Consider the following 20,192-nt stretch of genomic DNA (forward strand, 5'->3'; position numbering starts at 1 on the left):
GATGACAACTGCAACTTGCACGCTTTCACCCCATCACTCCCACGATCCACGATCCACGATCCACGATCCACGATCCACGATCCACGATCCACGATCCACGATCCACGATCCACGATCCACGACCCACGACCCACGACCCACGACCCACGACCCACGACCCACGACCCACGACCCACGACCCACGACCCACGAGTTTGACGCCGCGCGCGTCTCCCGCTACCGTTCCTCGATCCGACGAAGGGGTACGGGATGAAGATCACTGGCGTGCGGACGCGCCTCTACGAGTTCACCGCCGCGCGAGCGCTCGGCGATGCCAACCTGCCAACCGGCAGCAACAAGGCCAACGGGCTGGCCGTCTTTCTCGACACGGACGAGGGCCTGACCGGCTGCATCACCGGCAGTCCGGCCGCGCGCGGATCGATCCACAGCCTCGCTGAGAACTTGCTCGTCGGGCAGGATCCACGCGGCGTGCGCGGCCTCTGGAAGCGGATGGTCGATGCCGTCTTCAAGGGTGGCAATCGCGGGGCGATCACCAGCGCGATCTCGGCCCTCGATATCTGCCTCTGGGACTTGAAGGCCAAGATCAACAGCGAGCCGCTCTGGCGGACGCTCGGGGCGTCGGTGCCGAAGGTCAAGGCGTACGCCAGCGGCATCGACATGAACCTGACCGATGTCGAGATCACGGCGTTCTACAGCAGCCTCGCGGCGCGCGGCGTCCACGCCGGCAAGCTGAAGGTCGGCGTGGACCACGATGCTGACGAGCGCCGGCTGGCCCTGATGGAGGAGGCGCTCGCCACGTCGAAGAAGCGCCCGTTGCTGATGATCGACTCCAACGAGTACTGGTCTCCGAAGCAGGCGATCCGACGCATCAGCCAGCTTGAGGAGCGGTTCGACCTGACGTGGGTCGAGGAGCCGGCCCGCCGCTGGGACTACCGGGGCCTGCGACAGGTCTCACGGGCAATCAAGGCGGCGGTGGCGACCGGCGAGAACCTCCACGAGATCGGCGACTTCATGGCCCTGATCGACCAGGAAGCCGTAGACATCGTGCAGGTCGGCTCGAACACCTCGGGGATCACCGGCGCGATGTACGTCGCGGACGTGGCCTACGGTTTCGAGCTGCCGGTGGCCGTGATGAACTGCCCTGGCAACTTCATGGCCCACGTCGCAGCCGCCCTGCCAAACCACAGCATGATGGAAGTGGTGGAGGCCGGCCGCGAGGTCTGCTTCACGGTCGATCAGCGGATCGAGGACGGCTACATCGTCCTTGGCGAGACGCCGGGCATCGGCATGGTCTTCGACGAGGAGAAGCTGAAGGCGCTGGAGGTCGAGTCGCTGACGCCGGGCGTCACGCTTGGCAGTTGGGGCCGTCGGCGCGGCGGCGGCCTGTTCGTGGTGCCGCCGGAGGAGCAGGACGACCTGCACCTGTAGCCACTCGTCAGCCGACAATCGCAGGGGTGCTGAGGGCTCGCCGTCATCCCGACCGGAGCGACGAAGGAGCGCAACACACCCGTCATCCCGACCGGAGCGAGGAACGAGCGCAACACACCCGTCATCCCGACCGGAGCGGCGAAGGAGCGGAGTGGAGGGATCCTCCTCAAGCATGCAGACGGCTCACGGGGAAGATCCTTCGACGACGCTCGTTCCTCGCTTCGCTCAGAATGACATTGCATCTTGCAAGATTTGCACAGGACGCCTGCTCATCTGTCCCTGAAGCCGTGTGCCGACGAACCCGGACCGGCAGAGGGAGGCCAGCGTTTGCGCGAACCTACGCCTCCAGCACGATCACCTCGAAGGTGTCCAGGCGCGGCAGCGTCAGGCGCGTGCGGTCGCCATCCCGGGTGAGCGACAGGTCCACACCCGCGACCAGCGCCCGGGCGCCTGTCGGCTGCGACCCGCCAACGGCCAGTGACAGCCCTATCTCGAAGATCGGCAGCGGATCGTGGAACGAGCGGTCCTGGTGGCCCGAATGGTTGATCAGGTGGACGACCTGCTCGCCACTCGGCCGCCTCGAGACCACGACCTCCACCTGCGGCGGCGACTGCGCCTCGACCTGTCGGCCGCCCGCGACCGTCGCCACAGCCTGCGCCAGCAGTGCCCGATGCTCTGGCAGGCTGTGGTCGAAGAACAGGAGATCGACGGGCCAGGTGAAGTACGCCGTCCGCCCCTTGCCGTACGCGTAGTGGAGCAGGCCAGGGTGCTCGGTCTCATAGTCGAAGTAGATGACCTCAGGCGGGCCGTTGCGCGACCGCGGCACCAGCGTCAGCGACGGCTCGGCTCCCGCGCGTGGCTCGACGGTCAGGAACGCCCGATCCAGCATGACGAGGTCGGTGTCATCGAAGCCGGGGATGTCCGCGCGCCGCGTGATCCGCAAGTACGACGAGCGCATCGGCCGTTCGATGCCGCCGGCATCGGCCACGCCGATAGTGGACGCGCCAGACCGCTTGCTCATCACCCGGGCCGCCCCGAGCGAGGCCAGCGGCATCTCGCCGCGCACCTGCCCGTCAGGCGTGTAGCGGCCCGTCTCGTAGGTCGCGACGAGCCCGCCGCCGCTCTCCACGAATGCGTCGAGCACGGCCACCTGGGCGTCGTCCAGCACGGCGACGTTCGGCAGCACCAGCACGTCGTACTGGGCCAGCCGTCCATCGCCGGCCGCCGCCACGAGCTGGCTGTCCGGCAGGATGTCGAACGGGATCTGGCTCTCCAGGAGCGCCCGGTAGGCGCCGCGCCGCGCGTTCAGCACCGACGCCAGCCCCTCGCCGCCGCCCAGCATGACGGCCACATCGCGGGCATCGCCGCCGGAACCGGCGCGCTCCTCGGAGCGCACCGACGAGATGATGGCGACCTTCGCAGCAGAGCGCAGCCCCGCGTACACGTCCTGGTGGTCGCGGTGGAAACTCAACAGCCGCTTGACGATCCCGAAGTTCTTGCGATCTGGCTGGTTCTGAGTCGTCCCCAGCACGTAGGCCCAGAGGTTGACGCCCTGTGACATCGTCTGGCTCAGGTGGAGGCCCAACAGGCCCGGCTGTTCGGCGCTGAAGCGGTACGGCATGTCCAGGAACATCACCGAGTTGATGACGGCTGGCGTCTGCGGATGGGCCGTCCGCACCTCCCGCCCGAACTCGCCGGCCCAGAAGCGCCAGAGTGGCAGCGCCCGGTCCACGGCGTTGTTGACCTCGTGGGTCAGGATGTGGGCGTTCTGGCGCAGGATCATCCCGGCCTCGGGGTTCTTCGCCGTGATGTGCTCTCGCATCCGGCCGGACAGGTCGCGCAGCACCTCGCGCGACCATTCGCGCCAGCGGATGTAGGCCGGATCGGCCCAGCTCTCCGTCCGGGGCAGCGTCATGCCGGTCTGGTCCGGGAAGCGGGTCCGGCAGTGGATGCACTGGCAGATGCCGTGATGGACGCCGGCGTAGTCCCGCAGCTGGAAGTTGAACATGTTGAAGTAGAAGCCGCTCACGTCGTAGCGGTCGAGGATCTCCGAGAGGATCTCGAAGGCATGGTGCTGGTAGTACGGCGAGTTCGGGCAGCAGGAGTAGAAGTCGTTGTAGACCTGAGACCGGCCGGCCGGCGAGACGTAGAACCAGTCCGGGTGCTGCTCGTAGACCGAGCGGTGCAGCTTCGAGAAGTCGCAGCGGGCCAGCAGGCGCAGGCCGCGCGCCTGGGCCGCCGCCAGCGCGTCGCCGATCAGGTCGCCGCTCGGGCGGTCCACGAGCCAGCGGCTGGGCCGCGCGAACGGCAGCGCGGACGGATAGAACGACACCAGGCCGGCCGTGTTGAGCAGCCACGCGCTCGCGCCGAAGTCGCGCACGTCGTCGGCCACCGCGTCGACATCCATGCCGGCGTCGGTCTCACGGATGTTCGTCTGAAAGATGCGGAATGGCCGGGTGTACCACGGCCCCGGCCGGGCGGGGTCATCCTGCGGCGTCGCAGTCGGCGTGCCGACGGTCATGAGCGGTCCTCCGAAGACCGGCGGGCCTGCGACGATGCCAGGCCGCGCCGGTCGGGGCTGTCCTCAGCGGGTGTAGATGTCGGCGGGCAGCAGGCGATTCAGCAGCGGCTCGCCGGCCCGGAAGCGACGGATGTTCTCGGAGATCGTGTCGAACGAGCGGCCCGTCCGATCCGGCACCTGGGGCGTCGTGTGCGGGGTGATCAGGACGTTCGGCAGATCCCAGAGCGGGCTGTCGGCTGGCAGCGGCTCCCGCGCGAACACGTCGAGGCCGGCCCCGGCGATCTTACCGGCGCGGAGCGTCTCGATCAGCGCGGCCTCGTCTACGACCGGGCCGCGCGCCATGTTCACCAGGACGGCCGATGGTTTCATCAGATCCAGCTCGCGTCGCCCGATCAGGCGGTAGGTGGCGTCCGAGAGCGGCGTCGCCAGCACCACGAAGTCGCTCTCGCGGAGCAGCGCATCGAGCGTCTCGCCGCGCGCCGCCGAGTAGAGCCGATCGACGCCCGGCACGTCCTCGTCGGACCGCCGATACCCGAGCACCCGCATGCCCAGCGCCTTCGTGCGAACGGCCAGCTCGCGGCCGGTGTTGCCCAGCCCGACGATCCCGACCGTGCGCCCGTAGAGGCCGCGCAGCTTCTCCATGCCGGGGAAGCCCCACTGATGCTCCCGCTGGGCCGCCAGAAATGATGGGTACTGGAAGGCGAACAGCAGCATGAAGAGGATGGCGTGCTCGGCCAGCACCGGCCCGGAGCGCCCGGCCGAGCTGGTGACGATCAGCTCGCGCTCGAAGACCCAGGGTCGGGCCGACTTGTTCAGCCCGGCGTGGTCGCAGTGGACCCAGCGCAGACGCGGCGCGTCGGCGTAGCGGTCGTCCAGGTCGCCGGAGAGGATCGCCACGTCGGCCCGCACGAGCGTCCGCGCGATCTCGGCGTCGTCGCGCGTCTGCACGATCTCGGCGGGGTGCAGCGCCTCGCGCAGTCGTGCGAGGTAGGTGTCCGACCAGCCGACCGTGACGAGCGCCACCTCGATCTCTGGCATCAGGTTCTCTCCCTCAAGCGATATCAGTGACCTCGGTGGCGAGGGTACACGGTCAGGCAGCCAGGGCGCCGTGCGTGTGGACTATCGGTCCAGCCAGACCGCCGTGCCGCTGGTCACCACGTTCTGGTACGGATCCCCGAAGTCCTTGACGGCCTTCGCGAACGCCCACGCGCCGTTGCGCCGCCAGGTGAATCCCAGGTACGCCTCGTCGTGCACCATCTTCTGGATCTGAGCGTAGGTGGCGATGCGCTTCGCCGTGTCGAACGTCGAGCGCCCGTCCACGATCAGCTTGTCGATCTCCGGATTGTTCAGGCCGGCCCAGGCGCTGGTGCCGTTGGTCGCCAGATAGGCGCTCATCGTCAGGTCCGTGTCGGCGCGCGGCGTCCCCGTCTGGAACGCCGCGAACTCGTAGTCGCCGGCCAGCGTCTTCTGGACCCAGGCCACCCGCTCGGACGGCTGGAGCGTCAGCCGAATGCCGATCTTCTCCAACATCTGCTGATAGAGCTGGGCATTCTGGTTGTCCTCAGGCCGCGAGATGAAGTCCAGCGTCACGTCGATGCCGCTGGCAAAGCCGGCCTCGTTCATCAGCTGCTTCGCCCGGTCAACATCGAGCTTGTAGGCCGGCAGCGACTCGTCGTAGCCGATCTGGCCGGGGGCCAGCAGGTAGCCGTTCGGCTGGCCCAGCCCGAAGCCCAACGCCTTCGCCATGCCCTCGCGGTCGATGGCGTACATGGCCGCCTGCCTGACCTTCTTCATCTGATCGCCCGAGAACTTCTTGCCGGGCCGGGCGTTGAAGGCAAGGCAGTAGATGGTAGCCTGCCAGGGCGCTTCCTGGTACACCAGGCTGGCGTCGCCCTTGATCGTCGCGACGTCCTTGCCGAGGACGGTCGGCAGCACGTCGAGGCCGCCGCTCCGGAGCGCGATCAGCGCGGCGGCCGGATCGGCCTGGAACCGCAGCTCGACGGCGTCAGGGTACGGCAGCGGCTTCCCGTCCGCCCCCATCATCCAGTAGCCGTCGAACCGCTCGTAGCGAACGCTCTGGCCGGCCTTCCAGTCCACCTGCTTGAACGGCCCGGTCCCCACAGCCTGCCGGGCCACGCCCTCATCGCCCACCTTGTCGTGGTGCGCCTTCGACATGATCGAGACGTATCGGCCGTCGGAAGCCAGCGCCACCAGGAGCGTCGGGCTGGGCGACTTCAGCTTGAGCCGGACGGTCAGCGGATCCACCACGTCGACCGCCTCGATCGTCGCCAACTGCGCCTTCGCGCCCGACTTGGGGTGCGTCATCGCGCGGTCGAGATTCCACTTGATCGCCGAGGCATCCAGGTCAGAGCCGTCGTGGAACTTGACGCCCCGGCGCAGCTTCAGTAGCACGTTGAGCGGATCGCTGATGTCCCACGACTCCGCGAGGTGCGGCTTGACCTCGAACGCGCCAGACTGCACGTTGCGGTCGAGCCGAGTCAGAAAATCGTAGACGAGCGGCGAGTCCGGGTTGCCCGTCTGGCTGGTCTGCACGTCCATCGTGGACCAGTCGTTCTGCGAGTTGACGATCAGCGAGCCGCCGCGCTTGACCGTGCCCGAGGGCTTCGGAGCGGCAGCAACGGGCGCGGCCTGGGTCGGGGCGGCAGCCGCTGGGGACGGCGATGCGGCCGGCGACGCGCCCGCAACCGGCGACGCGCCCGGGGACGCCGCCGCTGCTGGCGAGGCTCCCGCGGCCGGCGATGGCGCGGCCGGCGGAGTCGGGACGACGATCTGTGGCGGGGCGGTCGGCTTGGGGGCCTCGGCCGGCTTCGACGTGGCGGCCGGGGGATCGGCTTCCCGCCGAGCGGCAGCTCGTCCAACAGCTTGGCGTCGGGCGGACCTCGATGCGCGAGGCGTTGCGCGTGCTGCTCTCGCTCGGGCTGATCGAGGTCCGAGGGGGCCGTGGCACGTTCGTGGCCCAGAGCGACGAGCCGTTCCTCAATCAGGCGTTGATGGTCAGCACGCTGATCGGCGGGCGCACGGCGAACGAGCTGTACGAGGTGCGCTCGATTGTCGAGCCGCACATCGCGCGGCTGGCGGCCGAGCGCGCCACGCCCGACGACCTTGCCGAGATGCGGCGCTGCCTGGAGCGGCAGGAGGCCGCGCTCGACTCCATCGACGAGTTCCTGAAGGCGGATGTGGCCTTCCACCTCGCCGTGGCGCGCGCCACCCAGAATCGCGTCTTCTACCAGATCCTGCGGGCGCTGCGGTCGCTGATGATGACCCGGCTCGCCACCACCCTCTCAGCCCGGCCGAGCAACGCCAGCCTCAGGTACCGCGAGCACGCCGCCGTCTTCGAGGCCATCGAGCAGCGCGACGGCGAGGGCGCTTCGCTGGCGATGGCCGTCCACATGCGGGCCTTCCGGCACCTGATCCTCTCCGAGGACCGTCCAACCCGCTCGGAGTGAGCGCGCGCCGTCCAGCCGCCTGTCAGTCGCGAACTACGAGGTCGGGCCACTGCCGACGCTACCCCAGGGCGACTGCATGTTCATTGGTGTACCCGGAGCATCATGGAACGGGCGGTCGGGGACTGAAGTCCCCGCCTACAGTCACGCCGTCGCTGCGCGACGGTCGCCGGGAACGGCAGGCACTGGTGCGACTGGAGCGTCGCGCAGCGACTGCAGGATCGTAGGCGGGGCTTTCAAGCCCCGACGCGGCGGCACGACGACATCAACATGCAATCGCCCGGACTGATTCGTCCGGGCCATTGCATGTTCATTGGTGTCCCCGAAGCATCATGGAACGAGCGGTCGGGGACTGAAGTCCCCGCCTACAGTCACGCCGTCGCTGCGCGACGGCCGCCGGGAACGGCAGGCACTGGTGCGACTGGCGCGTCGCGCAGCGACTGCAGGATCGTAGGCGGGGCTTTCAAGCCCCGACGAGGTTGGTCGGCTGGCCCGCCAGGAACGCTCGGATGTTGCCGACCGTCGTGTCAAGGATCCGCCGCACGGCCTCGTGGCTGTTGAACGCGATGTGCGGTGTCAGCACGACGTTCTCGCGCCGCTGGAGCAGGTGCAGCCGCATGGCGGCCTTCAACTGCTCCTCGGCGCCGGTGTCCGTCGCCAACAACTGCTCTTCACGGTTGACCATATCCTCGCCCTCGAACACGTCCAGGCCGGCCCCGCCGAGGATGCCGGCGTCGAGCGCCCAGAGCAGCCCGTCGGTGTCCACCAGCTGCCCGCGCGCCGTGTTGATCAGCAAGGCTCCCCGCTTGACCTTCGCCAGCCGCTCGCGGTCGAGCAGGTGGCGTGCGCCAGCGCTGTACGGCAGGTGGAGGCTGATCACGTCCGATGTCGCGAGGAGCGTGTCGAGATCGACGTACTCGAAGCCGAGCACGTCGGCGATCAGGCGATTCTGGCGCAGGTCGCTCGCCACGACCTCCATCCCGAAGCCCTTCGCCATCCGGATGACGTGCAGGCCGATGCTGCCGGCCCCGATGATGCCCAGCCGCTTGCCCTGGAGGTCGAAGCCGCGCAGCCCCTCCAGGCTGTAGTTGCCGGCCACCGTCCGGACATAGGCCCGGTGCACGTTCCGCGAGAGCGACAGGATCAGCGCCATCGTGTGCTCGGCCACGGTGTTCTCGCCGTAGTAGGGCACGTTGGCGACCTGAATCCCGCGCGCCTTCGCCGCCGCGAGATCGACATGATCGAAACCGGTCGAGCGGGTCGCCACAAAACGCAAGTCGGGCATGGCGGCCATCACGTCGGCGGTGACGCGTGACATGATGAACACCGACACGATGTCGGCGTCAGCGGTGGGGCCGACACGGCCCGGCAGGAGCAAGTCGCTGGTGGCGCGCACCTCGACCTCCGGTAGCTGCTCCCGCAGGTACGGCTCCTCCCACCCCTCGAGATCGAAGAACACGGCAACGGGCTTCTCGGACACGGCCTTCACCTCTCAGCCGGCGACCGCATCCCGGCGACCGCCCCTCTCGCACATGGAATGATCGTGCCGGTTCGGCCGGGCGTCGGGCAACGTTGACGGCGACCCGACCCGTGCCCCTGGCACATCATCCGGGCCACAATCCCCCTGCCGCGGAGTTTCGCAAGTACACGGAGGGTTCGGCCTGTGCCTGCCGCCACCACCCCGCCCGTCGAGGTGCACCGTTGAGCGCCATCGACGCACACCAGTCGCCGACGACTGACCCGACGCCGACCGTCGCCAGACTGCGCGAGCGCGCCCTTGCCGTGCGCCGCCGCGTGATCCAGATGGTGCAGGCTCTCGGCCACGGCTACCTCGGGCAGGGGCTCGGCGTGGCCGACATCCTGACCGCCGTCTACTTCCACGAGCTTGCTCGGGATGAGGCGCAGCCCATCGACGCCTGGCTGGCTGACCCAGACCGCGGCCGCTTCGTGCTATCGGTCGGCCACTACGCCATCGCGCTGTTCGGCGTGCTGGCCGAGCTTGGCGCATACACGGACGAGGAGCTGGCGACCTACGGCCAGGACGGCAGCGACGTGGAGCAGAACGCCACCGAGTTCGCGAAGGGCTTCGAGGTCACTGGCGGCTCGCTCGGGCAGGGACTGTCGCAGGCCATCGGCATGGCGCTCGGCGCCCGGTTGCGGACGCTCGAAGGCCGCAAGGCGTATCGAGTGTACGCCCTCGTGTCTGATGGCGAGCTGCAAGAGGGACAGGTCTGGGAGGCGATCATGTCGGCTGCCCACTACCGCCTCGACAACCTTGTGGCGATCTTCGACCTGAACCAGATCCAGGCGGATGGCCCGCCCGCCACCGTCATGGGCATCGAGCCGGTCCACGAGAAGCTGCGCGCCTTCGGCTGGAACGTCAGCCGGGTGGACGGCAACGATCTGGCGGCCCTGCTGGCGGCCTTCGCAGAGGCGCGGACCGTCCAGGGTCAGCCGAGCGCCATCGTCTGCGATACCCTGCCGGGCCGAGGCGTCCCGAGCATCGAGCAGCGCGAGAAGGTCCACTACGTCCGCCCGCGCGACCCGCGCGAGCTGGATGGGTTGATCGAGGAGCTGGAGACGGAGGCGGCGGCATGGCGATGATCGACGCGGCGATGATGGGCGCGGTGGCCGCCGAGGCCCAGGCCGTCGATGCGCCGTTTGGCCGGGCGCTGCTGGCGCTCGGGAAGGCGCGCGCCGATGTGGTCGGCATGTCCGCCGACCTCTCCAAGTACACCGATATCCTGCCGTTTGCCGAGGCGTTCCCCGAGCGCTTCTACCAGGCCGGCATGGCCGAAGCGAACATGATGGGCATCGCGGCGGGGCTGGCGCGCGTCGGCTACACGCCGTTCGTCACCACCTACGGCGTCTTCGCCAGCCGGCGGGCGTTCGATCAGGTGGCGATGGCGATCGCGCTGGGCCGCCAGAACGTCAAGATCTTCGCCTTTCTGCCGGGCCTGACGACCCCCGGCGGCCCGACCCACCAGGCCATCGAAGACGTGGCCCTGATGCGAAGCCTGCCGAACATGGTGGTGATCGATCCGGCCGACGCCCGCGAGCTTGGGCAGGTCGTGCAGGCCGTCGCCGACCATGACGGGCCGGCCTACGTGCGCGGCCCGCGCGGCGTCGTGCAGATCGTCCTGCCCCAGGGCTACCAGTTCGAGATTGGCAAAGCCCGGCTGCTGCGCGATGGGGCGGATGTCGGCCTGATCTCGACCGGCATCATGACGGAGCGGGCGTTGCAGGCGGCTGACGTCCTGGCGGCGCGCGGCGTCCAGGCCAGCGTGCTGCACGCCAGCAGCCTGAAGCCGTTCGACGCCGAGGCCGTCAGAGCGCTGGCGGCCCGCGTGCCGGCCCTGGTCAGCGTGGAGAATGGGACCGTCCTCGGCGGGCTGGGGAGCGCCGTCTCTGAGGCGCTGGCGGCGGCCGGCAGCGGCGTGCCGCTCACCACGCTGGGCGTGCAGGATCTCTTCCCGGTGGCCGGCTCGCTCGACTTCCTGCTCGAGCGGTACGGGCTGACCCCGGCCGCCATCGCGGAACAGGCCGAGGCGGCCGTTCGCCGGACTTCTGACACGCAGTCTGCTACGGAGGGCTGACACCATGCGCGCACTGGTCTACCTGGGGCCGGATCAGCTGGAGCTGGAGAACCGGCCGACGCCCACGCCCAGGGAGGGCGAAGCGCTGATCCGGATCCGCTACGCCGGGATCTGTGGGACGGACCTGCATCTGTGGCACGGCGAGATGTCGACGGTCAATCCGCCGGTCGTCGTCGGGCACGAGCTGGTGGGCGAGGTCGTGACGGACACCACGGGCCGCTATTCGGCCGGGCAGCGCGTCGCCGTCGAGCCGCTGCTGGTCTGCGGGAGCTGTCTGGCCTGCCGCTCCGGCGCATCGCACGTCTGTCGCACGCTGCGGGTCCAGGGCGTTCACGCCGACGGCGGCGCAGCGGAGCTGCTCTGCACGCCGACGACGCGGCTGCATGCGATCCCAGACGGCCTGTCCTGGGAGGAGGCTGGCTGCACCGAGCCGGTCTCGGTGGCCGTTCACATGGTGCGGCGCGCCGGCATCGAGCTGGGCGACACCGTCCTGGTGCTGGGCGGCGGCCCCATCGGCTTCCTGGTGGCGAACGTGGCGAAGGCGGCGGGTGCGCGCCGCGTGCTGATCTCGGAGGTCAGCAAGCCGCGCCTTTCGCTGGCCGAGCAGGCCGGCATCGAGACCATCGACGCCAGCCTGCACGACCCTGTCGCCGTGATCCGCGAGATCACGAACGGCGAGGGCGCGGATGTGGTGGTCGAGGCTGTCGGCCACCCGGCAACGGTCGCCCAGATGATCCCGGCCGCCCGCGTTCAGGGGCGCATCCTGGTCGGCGGGATCGGCGGAGTCCAGCCGCCGACCGACCTTGCGAACGTGGTGTTCAAAGAGCTGACCCTGATCGGCTCGCGCGTCTACTCCTCGCGCGACATGGCGACGGCCGTGCACCTGCTCGGCACGGGGGCCATCAACGTCAAGGGGCTGGTGACGCGGACGGTCCCGCTGGAGCACGCGGTCACCGATGGCTACGAGCGGCTGCGAGACTCCCGCGACGAGATGAAGATCCTGCTCGCACCGTAAGAAACGGTCTCAAGAAGGCGCGAATGTGGCGCGGGGGCCTGTCTCCTGCCCGTCATGCTTTGAAACGGGCGGGGGACAGGCCCCCGCGCTGCGGCAGCCGTCAGCGTGAGGCAGGTTCTCAGTCAGGGGCGCACCAGGTTCCCGCGCCGGCTTGACAGCAGGATCGGGCGGCGGGGCAGGTCGGCGGCGGCGAACGATCCGTCCATCAGCAGCTGATTGAACTCGTCGGCCGGCACCGGTTTCGACCACAGGTAGCCCTGCCCCAGCTCGCACCCCATCCGCATCAGGTGCAGCCGCTGGTCCGCCGTCTCGATGCCCTCGGCCACCAGCTCCAGGTCGAGCGCCCGACCCAGCTCCACAATGGCGCTGGTAAGCGCCACGTCGGTCACGCCGCGCGCCAGATCCTTCACGAAGGCGCGGTCGATCTTCAGCACGTCGATAGGGAAGCGTCGCAGGTAGGCCAACGACGAGTAGCCGGTCCCGAAATCGTCGATGGCGAGCCGAACGCCCAGCCGCTTGATCGCCTGGAGCCGGCTGATGGCCGACTCGATGTCCTGCATCAGCATGCTCTCGGTGATCTCGAGCACCAGCGAGTCAGGGGCGATTCCGGTCTCCTGCAGCATCGCCTGCACCTGCTCGATCAGGCGCGGATCGTGGAGCTGGCGAGCCGACAGGTTCACGTTGACCTTGAAGCGCGAACCAAACGGCAGCTCCTGCTGCCAGGTGCGTGCCTGCTGGCAGGCTGTTGCCAGAACCTTCAGCCCGATGGGAACGATGAGCCCCGTCTCCTCGGCCAGCGGGATGAACTCGGCCGGCGAGACCGTGCCACGCACGGGGTGACGCCAGCGAATCAGCGCCTCCGCGCCGATGATCTGGCCGGTCGCGATCGCGACGGTCGGCTGGTAGAACACGTCGAACTCGTCCTGATCGACGGCCCGCTGGAGGTCAGCCTTCAAGGCCAGCCGCTGCACCGCCGCCTCGTGCATGTCGGGGCGGAACGATGCCCAGCCGGCCTTGCCACGGGTCTTCACCATGTACATCGCCACGTCGGCGTTGCGGAGCAGCTCGTTCGCGCCGTCGCCGGGCCGCCCGGCCGCGATGCCGATGCTGGCGTTCATCAGCAGCTCGTGCCCCTCGACCGGGATCGGCACACGCAGGGCGCTCTGGATCCGCTCGGCGATCTCCTCCGCTTCAGCCATGGACGTCGGCTGTTCGAGCAGGATCGCGAACTCGTCGCCGCCGAGCCGTGCGATGGTGTCGGCGGTCCGTACGACCGTCTGCAGCCGACCAGCCAGCGTCACCAGGAGATGGTCGCCGGCGGCGTGCCCGAGGCTGTCGTTCACCGTCTTGAAGTCATCCAGGTCCAGGAACAGGACGATCAGGTCGCCGCCGCCACGCTCCTGCCGTGCCAGGGCGTGGGCCACGCGGTTGTGGAACAGCGCCCGATTCGAGAGCCCGGTGAGCGGGTCGTGGAACGCCTGGTGCGTCAACTGCCGTTCCAGGGCCTTGCGCTCGCCGATGTCGCGGATGGTCAGGACGATGCCGTTGACGTTCGGGTCTGCCAGAAGATTCGTGGCGATGACCTCGGCATGCAGCCAGCCGCCGTCACGACGGCGCAGCCGCCACTCCGTCGCCGTTGCGGTCGGATCGTGGCCTGCGTTCTCAGCCAAGAGCACCTGGGCATGGCCGGCATCGTCAGGGTGGACCCAGGCCAGGAAGCGTGCCCCGAGCGAATCCTCTGGGGCAAAGCCAAACATCGTAGCGACCGACGGCGTCTGATACCTGATCGCCGTGTCCGCGTCCACCACCAGGATCGCGTCCGACGCATGCTGCACGAGCGACCGGAAGCGCGCCTCCACGCGCCGCCCCTCGATCTCGGCCAGCAGCTCTCCGTTCTCGCGGACGGCCAGCACCTGACGGACGACCACAAGCGCCGTCAGGGCCATCGCGCCGATGACGAGGTTGTACAGCTCCGTCCCCGCATCGGTGAACGAGACGACCAGCAGCAGGCCGTAGCCGGCAGCGATGGCGGCATACGGCAGCCATGCCATCGGCCGGCCGGCGGCATGCGCCGTGGGTTCGACGATGATCTCTGCCCGACCCCGGTATTGCAGTTGCGCGGCAGCCACGATCAGCAGCTCCGAGGTGAGCCAGGCGACGTCGAGCAGGTCGCCGCCGGTGTACTTCCTCTCCGGGAAGAGCTCAGCCAGGAACAGGTCAGCCACCAGGATCAGACCGACGCTGAGCGCGAGCAGCTCCATGACCCGTTGCGACGAGCCCTGGTAGCCGCGCAGCAGCAGCGTGATGACGCCGAACAGGAGCACCAGGCATCCGACGACGTAGGCGTACGCCAGGATACTGGCCGCGAGGTCGTCACCCTCGGCGACCATCTGCGGAAGTACAAAGTGCAGGAGTACCATCGCCGAGCCGACGAGGACGATGCACACGTCGAGCCAGTAGCGTGCTCGCTCACCCCGCGTGCGGAACGCCAGTGGAAAGCTCACCAGGCCGGCCATCATGAGCGGGAAACTGCCGAGGTAGGCAACATCGGCCAGCGATGGGCTGGGCGACACGCGAAGCAGCGACTCGTAGTAGCCCCAGAGGGCGTTTCCCATGCCGTAGCTGACCGAACCGATGCCGATGAAGCGCCAGGCGCGGCGCGTCATGTGGTCCAGGTCGCCCGTTACCGATATCCGCCACGCCAGCCCTGCGCCCACCAGGTTGAGCGGCACGTCGACGAATCCGCCGACGAGCAGCATGTACGACTCGCCGCCCCAGCGGCCAAACTGCCACACGATGAACAGCAGGCAATAGACGACGCAAGCGGCGGTGAGCCAGTCACCCCAGTCATGCAGGCCACCGAGGCAGCGTGCGACGGCGCCGGCCGCGGCGCACGCGCGGGAGCGCTGCAGCCCGGCGAATGACGGGCAGGCACCGCCCGACGACTCCTCGCCCGGGCCGGAACGCTGGCGCGCCGTGCACGATTCACGAAACATCTGTCTAGGAAACGCGACACGATGCGACCGTCTGATCGGTCAGATGGCCTATTTCGGCCAGCGCGCCCGAAGTCCAGGTGGTTCCCCGAAAGCCTGTGACCGCTACGCCTTCACGGCTGCCTCGACCGCCGCGTACGGCTGCACGACGTTGATCGGCGTCTCGCCGCGCAGCACCCGTCCGAAGTTGGCGTAGCACGCCTCGGACTTCTTGACCATCGAGTCGCGATTCGCCGTCGCCATGTGCGGCGTCACCACCACGTTGTCGAGCGTCAGGAGCGGATTGTCGGCCGGCGTCGGCTCAACCTCGAACACATCCAGGCCGGCCGCCTGAATCCGCCCTGAGCGCAGGGCCGCGTAGAGGGCCACCTCGTCGATGACGCCACCCCGCGAAGTGTTGATCAGGATGGCGCTCGACTTCATCATCGCCAGCTCGGACGCGCCGATCAGGTGCTTGGAGCCGTCTCCCAGGAAGACGTGCAGCGTGATGGCGTCCGCCGTCTGCAGCAGCTCCTCGAATGGCAAGTACCGTACGCCAAGCGCCTGCTCGACTTCGGCTGGCTGGCGCACGACGTCGTGGTAGACCGCGTCGACGTCGAACCCACGCAGCCGCTTCGCAACCTCCCGCCCGATGCGCCCGAGCCCCAGAATGCCGACCCGCTTGTGCTCGAGCATCAGCGCGGTGTGGCGCAAGTCGTTGTGAATCCAGCGGCCCTGCTTGAGGGCGTTGTGGGCCTCGGTCAGGTGCTTGTAGATGGCCAGCATCAGCAGGATCACGTGCTCTGACACACCCGTGATCGTCCCCTCGGGGGTGATGGCGACGGGGATGCCGCGCGCGTTGGCCGCTGCGACGTCGATCTTCTCGTAGCCGACGCCCGGCATCTGGATCAGCTTCACGTCGGGCGCCATTGCGATCTGCTCGGCGGAGATCGCGCCCGTGACGATGAAGTCGGCCTCGGCGAACTTGGCGCGAACCTCGTCCGCCGTGTCCGCCTTTTCGAGCCAGACGTTCTCGAAGCCATCAGGCTCGACGCTCAGCGTCACCTCGCGGTGCGCCTGGGGCGGCGTCCCCATGTAGAGCACGGTGTACGCCATCGCTCCCTCCCGTTCCTCAAGAGCCTTGTTCGCTCAGGGTGTCGGGCGGGACGATAGCAGGCCGCTGGGTGCGCCTGCTGGCTCAGGTGGCGGCGCGCACGATGCCGAGGCGGGTCGCCTTGACGGCGGCCTGGGTGCGGTCCGCGACTTCGAGCTTGGCGATCACGTGCTCGACGTGCGTCTTGACCGTGCTGACGCTCAGCACCAGATCCCGAGCGATCTCACGATTCGTCTTGCCGGCGGCCAGCAAGGTCAGCACCTCGACCTCGCGGTCGGACAGGTTGTGCGTCGAGCCAGCCGGCGTCGACTCAGGCTGCGCCCCGCGGTCCCGCCCGAGCCGCTGCAGCAACTCGGCCACCATCCCGGCGTTCAGCAGCGACTCGCCGGCCAGCACCTGACGGATCGCGTTGACGATCTCCGGCCGCCCCGAGTCTTTGAGCAAGTACCCCGATGCCCCGACCTTCAGCGCTTCGAGCACGTACTCCGGGTCTTCCTGCATCGTCAGCATGATGACGCTGGTGCGCGGGCAGGTCTTGACGATCTCGGCAGTCGCCGAGAGGCCGTCCATCTTGGGCATCCGCACGTCCATCAGCACCAGGTCGGGGCCAAGCTCCTGGCAGAGCTGCAACGCTTCCAGGCCGTCTCGCGCCTCACCGACGATGGCGATCCCACGCTCGCCCTGCAGCGCGCCGACCAGTCCGAGCCGCGCCAGCTCGTGGTCGTCGACGATCAGCAGCCGCGCCACCGAGCGGCTGGTCCGCCCGCCTGACTCACGCGACATAGTTGCTCGACTCCACCGCTGGCGTCTCACCGGCCGGTGGCAGCGCTACCACGCCGAGCGGAATCCGCACGGCGACGCGGGTTCCGCGCCCTGGCTGGCTCTCGACGGTACACGTCCCGCCGACCAGCGCGGCGCGCTCGCGCATCCCGACCAGGCCCAGTCGCTGCCCTGGGCTCGCCTCGGTGGGAGGCGCCCCCACCACGAACCCCGCTCCCCGGTCGGCCACCTCCAGATCGACGTATCCATCCTGCCGCTGGAGCGACACGGTAGCCACCAGCGTCTCGGCGTGTTTACGCACGTTGGTCAACGCCTCCTGCGTGATTCGGAAGAGGACCGTCTCGATAGGACCGGGCAGGCGCGCTGGTCCCAGCCCGGCATGATACTCAATACTCCAGCCGTCGCTGTTCAGCTCCTGGATGTGCAGGCGCAACGCTCGCTCCAGGCCAAAGTCGTCAAGCGTCGTCGGGCGCAGGCCGGCGATCGCCTGACGCGCCTCGCGCACCACGCGGCGCGCCAGCTCCAGACTCCGCTCGAGCTGCTGGCGGGTCTCCTGAGAACGTGGGCGGTACTGCGACGCGAACGTCTGCAGGCTCATGTGGGTGGCTGCCGCGACCTGGGCCAGCCCGTCGTGCAGGTCGTAGGCAACGCGCCGGCGCTCCTCTTCCTGCGCGATCAGCAACTTACGCAGCGCATCCTGGAGGCGCAGCTCGCGGTCTCCGACCTCGCGGTAGAGGCGGGCGTTGTCCAATGCGCTCACGGCGTGCGCGGCCAGGCTGGCGAGCGCGTCCTGCGTGACCACCGCCCGGTGCTCCGCACCGTAGATCTCCAGCACGCCGAGCGCCCGCCCACGCGCCCGCAGCACCACGAACTGCCCGACGACCATGCCCGTCTCGGGGCAGGCCGGCACCGCCAGAACGGACGGAGACGACGCCTCTTCGAGCGCGGCCAGCCGAGCCTGCCGCAGCGAGTCGCAGCGGCGGATGTGCTCCGTCAAGAGCGGGTCGCCATCCTGGCCGAGCAGCCGCACGTCGCCGAGGCCGTCGTCCAGGAACACCAGCGCCGCATCGAGCCGGGCGATCCTCACGCAGCTCTCGACCAGCCGCTGACCGATCTCCTCCTCAACCAGCGTTGAGCCCAGGTCTCGGCTGGCCTCGTGCAGCACCAGCAGGCTTTCCAGGCTGTGCCGCAGCGTCGATTCGGAAACGGTCAGGTCGTGGACAAGCCGTCGCTCACGGGTCACGTCCACCAGCACGGCGACGGCTCCATGAATCTCACCCTCCGGCGACCGCAACGGCGCAGCCGAGCCGACGACGGCACGCCCCTCGCCGCCGGCCAACCCGAGCCTCAGCTCCTGCCCGCTGACCACCTTGCCGCCCAGCGCCCGGCTCACCAGCGCCCGGCACGGCCCGAGCAGGCGTGCATCCAGCAGCTGTGACGGATGCAGCACCGTGCCTGTCGCACCGGCCGATGTGCCCGTCACAGACGGCGCCGGGCTGAGCATGTCGGTCGCCTGCTCGTTCGCCAGGATCAGGATCCCGTCGCCGTCGAAGACGAGCACGCCGCACGGCATGTGCTGCACGATGCCCGTCACCTCGGCGGCTCGCTCCTCACGCGCCCGCGCTTCGCGCTCATGCAAGAGCATACGGGCGCGCGTCTCGTCCGAGCGCAGACGGTCCGTCAGATCCCGCGCGATGGAGATCAGCAACTGCCGGCCGCTCAAATCGGCGCCGAACAGCGCGACCTCGACCGGGAACAACGTGCCATCGCTGCGCCGGTGGCTGGCCTCGAAGCGCATACCTTCCTGCATGGCCTGGGCGATCTCCTCGCCCCGCAGCACGTGCTCCGGGCCACCCAGCAGGTCGTTCATCGGCCGGCCGATCAGCTCCTCGCGCGCGAGCCCGTAGCCATGCTCGGCGGCCGGGTTCGCCTCGACGATCCGCCCGTCCTCGTCCACGAACAGCACGAGATCGTGCATCTGTTCGGCCAGCAAGCGGTATCGTTGCAGCAGACCGAGCGTCTCCTGGGTCTCCGCTGAACGACGGTTCAGCGCATCACGCACGGCGTCCAGCTCGGCGACGAGCTGCGCCACCTCCAGCGTGGACGAACGCCGCAGCGCGGGACCGTGCTCGTCGTCGCGGATCGAGCGGAGCGCACGCAACACCGCCACCAGCGGCGCGGAGATGCGCCGGGCCACCAGGATACCGACCAGCATCGCCGCCACGAACGCCGCCAGTGCAAACAGGCCGATCCGCACAAACTGGCCGTACAGGGCGGCGCGCGCAACGTCGACCGGCTGGTACGCCTCCACAACCCAGCCTTGCTTCAGCGGCAGTGCAGCGGCATACACCGGCTCACCGGTGGCATCCGTCATCCGGCGGGTGGACACGCGCCCGTCGAGGGCGTCGCGCGCGGCCAGGCTGGAGGCCGGCAGATCGGCGAGGATCTGCTCCGGATTCGGCGCCGTGAGAAGACGTCCGAAGCCATCGTACAGGCGCACGTTGCCGCGCGCCGCGCCCCGTACGCCATCGACCATCGCGTTGAGCCGCTCCAGCGAGAGCCAGCCCTTGAGAGCACCGCCGGTCGCTCCGTGACGGTCGCTGAACGGGACGACTATCGGGACCACTGCCCGGCCCGTCACGTTGCCGCGAATCGCCTGCCCGAGCGCGGGCTTGCCCGTCTTCAGCGCTTCCTGAACGCCGGGCGCGCGCGGATCGTCCTGGCTCAGCATACGCGGGTCATCGATCGTGTGCGCCCAGGTCACGCCCTGTCGGTCAACAATGCTGGCGGAGGAGAGCGCTTGATCGAGGCGTACCGCCTGCGCCAGACGCTCGTGCATCTGCCCGTTGTCGCGGAGGTCAACGTCCTCCGCAAATCCCGGGCTGGCGGCGATCATTTCGAGCGTGAGAATGGTCTGATCGATGCGCTGCTCCGCGAGCGCTCCGACCACGCGCGCCAGTTCCAGGTTCTGGTCATTGACCGACCGTTCCAGGTCATCAAGGAGCACCAGCGCGTGCAGGATCGTCGGGATGGCCACGGCGAGCGCGGCGACGGTCCCGAGCAGCAGTCCGAGCTGGATGCGCAACGGCAGGAACGGCCTGGGAACACGCAGCCACCGGCGGTCGGGCCGATGTGCGGCGGACGGTCCCTGGCCATCGCCGGGCGCGTAGCCCGGGGGTGACTGGGAGGTTCTTGGAGCACTCACAGCGAAGCGACGGTCCTCACCGGCCAGCCGAGGCTGACGAGTTGAGCGCGCCACGTCCCCCGCCAGGGGCGCGGCTTGCGCGTCTAGAACGAGATGG

At 69.0% G+C, this 20,192-nt stretch carries 13 protein-coding genes; 5 read left to right on the top strand and 8 right to left on the bottom strand.

The window, feature by feature from the left end; translation table 11 throughout:
• The first annotated feature begins 249 nt into the window (after positions 1 to 249).
• Positions 250 to 1,428, top strand: coding sequence for a mandelate racemase/muconate lactonizing enzyme family protein (locus IT306_18985; GenBank protein MCC7370514.1), 1,179 nt, complete (start codon positions 250 to 252; stop codon positions 1,426 to 1,428).
• Positions 1,429 to 1,765: 337 nt separating this feature from the next.
• Here IT306_18985 and IT306_18990 read toward each other — a convergent pair whose 3' ends face one another.
• The 3 genes from IT306_18990 to IT306_19000 form a co-directional block, all read right to left on the bottom strand.
• Positions 1,766 to 3,949: a beta-galactosidase trimerization domain-containing protein gene (locus tag IT306_18990; protein MCC7370515.1), complete on the bottom strand. Its 2,184-nt coding sequence runs from the start codon at positions 3,947 to 3,949 to the stop codon at positions 1,766 to 1,768.
• A 63-nt stretch (positions 3,950 to 4,012) separates the two neighbouring features.
• Positions 4,013 to 4,987 carry a D-2-hydroxyacid dehydrogenase gene (locus IT306_18995; GenBank protein MCC7370516.1) on the bottom strand — a complete coding sequence of 325 codons (975 nt, stop codon included), beginning with the start codon at positions 4,985 to 4,987 and terminating at the stop codon, positions 4,013 to 4,015.
• A gap of 81 nt (positions 4,988 to 5,068) precedes the next feature.
• Complete coding sequence (locus IT306_19000; protein MCC7370517.1) at positions 5,069 to 6,508, bottom strand: ABC transporter substrate-binding protein; 1,440 nt, start codon at positions 6,506 to 6,508, stop codon at positions 5,069 to 5,071.
• Positions 6,509 to 6,741: 233 nt separating this feature from the next.
• On the opposite strand from IT306_19000, the gene IT306_19005 reads away from it, so the two are divergent.
• Positions 6,742 to 7,416 carry a FadR family transcriptional regulator gene (locus tag IT306_19005; GenBank protein ID MCC7370518.1) on the top strand — a complete coding sequence of 225 codons (675 nt, stop codon included), beginning with the start codon at positions 6,742 to 6,744 and terminating at the stop codon, positions 7,414 to 7,416.
• Positions 7,417 to 7,876: 460 nt separating this feature from the next.
• Here IT306_19005 and IT306_19010 read toward each other — a convergent pair whose 3' ends face one another.
• Entirely contained in the window at positions 7,877 to 8,902 is a 1,026-nt protein-coding gene (locus IT306_19010; GenBank protein MCC7370519.1) for a hydroxyacid dehydrogenase, read from the bottom strand.
• A 314-nt stretch (positions 8,903 to 9,216) separates the two neighbouring features.
• Between IT306_19010 and IT306_19015 the strand changes: the two genes are divergently transcribed.
• The 3 genes from IT306_19015 to IT306_19025 are packed head-to-tail and all read left to right on the top strand — an operon-like array spanning position 9,217 to position 12,024.
• Complete coding sequence (locus IT306_19015) at positions 9,217 to 10,017, top strand: transketolase (protein ID MCC7370520.1); 801 nt, start codon at positions 9,217 to 9,219, stop codon at positions 10,015 to 10,017.
• A complete protein-coding gene (locus tag IT306_19020; GenBank protein ID MCC7370521.1) occupies positions 10,008 to 11,009 on the top strand; it encodes a transketolase family protein in 1,002 nt (333 codons plus the stop codon). The genes IT306_19015 and IT306_19020 overlap by 10 nt, the downstream gene beginning before the upstream one ends.
• Before the next feature lie 4 nt (positions 11,010 to 11,013).
• A complete protein-coding gene (locus tag IT306_19025) occupies positions 11,014 to 12,024 on the top strand; it encodes an alcohol dehydrogenase catalytic domain-containing protein (protein MCC7370522.1) in 1,011 nt (336 codons plus the stop codon).
• Positions 12,025 to 12,146: 122 nt separating this feature from the next.
• Here IT306_19025 and IT306_19030 read toward each other — a convergent pair whose 3' ends face one another.
• The 4 genes from IT306_19030 to IT306_19045 form a co-directional block, all read right to left on the bottom strand.
• The gene (locus IT306_19030) at positions 12,147 to 14,819 is read right to left on the bottom strand and encodes an EAL domain-containing protein (GenBank protein MCC7370523.1); all 2,673 of its coding nucleotides are present in this window, start codon (positions 14,817 to 14,819) and stop codon (positions 12,147 to 12,149) included.
• A gap of 303 nt (positions 14,820 to 15,122) precedes the next feature.
• On the bottom strand, positions 15,123 to 16,112 hold the full coding sequence (locus tag IT306_19035) for a 2-hydroxyacid dehydrogenase (protein ID MCC7370524.1): 990 nt from the start codon (positions 16,110 to 16,112) through the stop codon (positions 15,123 to 15,125).
• Between the two features lie 82 nt (positions 16,113 to 16,194).
• The gene (locus IT306_19040; GenBank protein MCC7370525.1) at positions 16,195 to 16,893 is read right to left on the bottom strand and encodes a response regulator transcription factor; all 699 of its coding nucleotides are present in this window, start codon (positions 16,891 to 16,893) and stop codon (positions 16,195 to 16,197) included.
• Positions 16,883 to 20,095 carry a PAS domain-containing protein gene (locus tag IT306_19045; protein MCC7370526.1) on the bottom strand — a complete coding sequence of 1,071 codons (3,213 nt, stop codon included), beginning with the start codon at positions 20,093 to 20,095 and terminating at the stop codon, positions 16,883 to 16,885. The genes IT306_19040 and IT306_19045 overlap by 11 nt, the downstream gene beginning before the upstream one ends.
• Positions 20,096 to 20,192 lie beyond the last annotated feature (97 nt).

This window comes from Chloroflexota bacterium (assembly GCA_020850535.1).
GTDB lineage: Bacteria > Chloroflexota > UBA6077 > UBA6077 > JACCZL01 > JADZEM01.

Excerpts from the sequence above, each read along its gene's own strand:
- IT306_18985 (MCC7370514.1), top strand. The coding sequence starts at position 250 with ATGAAGATCACTGGCGTGCGGACGCGCCTCTACGAGTTCACCGCCGCG.
- IT306_18990 (MCC7370515.1), bottom strand. The coding sequence starts at position 3,949 with ATGACCGTCGGCACGCCGACTGCGACGCCGCAGGATGACCCCGCCCGG.
- IT306_18995 (MCC7370516.1), bottom strand. The coding sequence starts at position 4,987 with ATGCCAGAGATCGAGGTGGCGCTCGTCACGGTCGGCTGGTCGGACACC.
- IT306_19000 (MCC7370517.1), bottom strand. The coding sequence starts at position 6,508 with ATGGACGTGCAGACCAGCCAGACGGGCAACCCGGACTCGCCGCTCGTC.
- IT306_19015 (MCC7370520.1), top strand. The coding sequence starts at position 9,217 with ATGGTGCAGGCTCTCGGCCACGGCTACCTCGGGCAGGGGCTCGGCGTG.
- IT306_19020 (MCC7370521.1), top strand. The coding sequence starts at position 10,008 with ATGGCGATGATCGACGCGGCGATGATGGGCGCGGTGGCCGCCGAGGCC.
- IT306_19025 (MCC7370522.1), top strand. The coding sequence starts at position 11,014 with ATGCGCGCACTGGTCTACCTGGGGCCGGATCAGCTGGAGCTGGAGAAC.
- IT306_19035 (MCC7370524.1), bottom strand. The coding sequence starts at position 16,112 with ATGGCGTACACCGTGCTCTACATGGGGACGCCGCCCCAGGCGCACCGC.
- IT306_19040 (MCC7370525.1), bottom strand. The coding sequence starts at position 16,893 with ATGTCGCGTGAGTCAGGCGGGCGGACCAGCCGCTCGGTGGCGCGGCTG.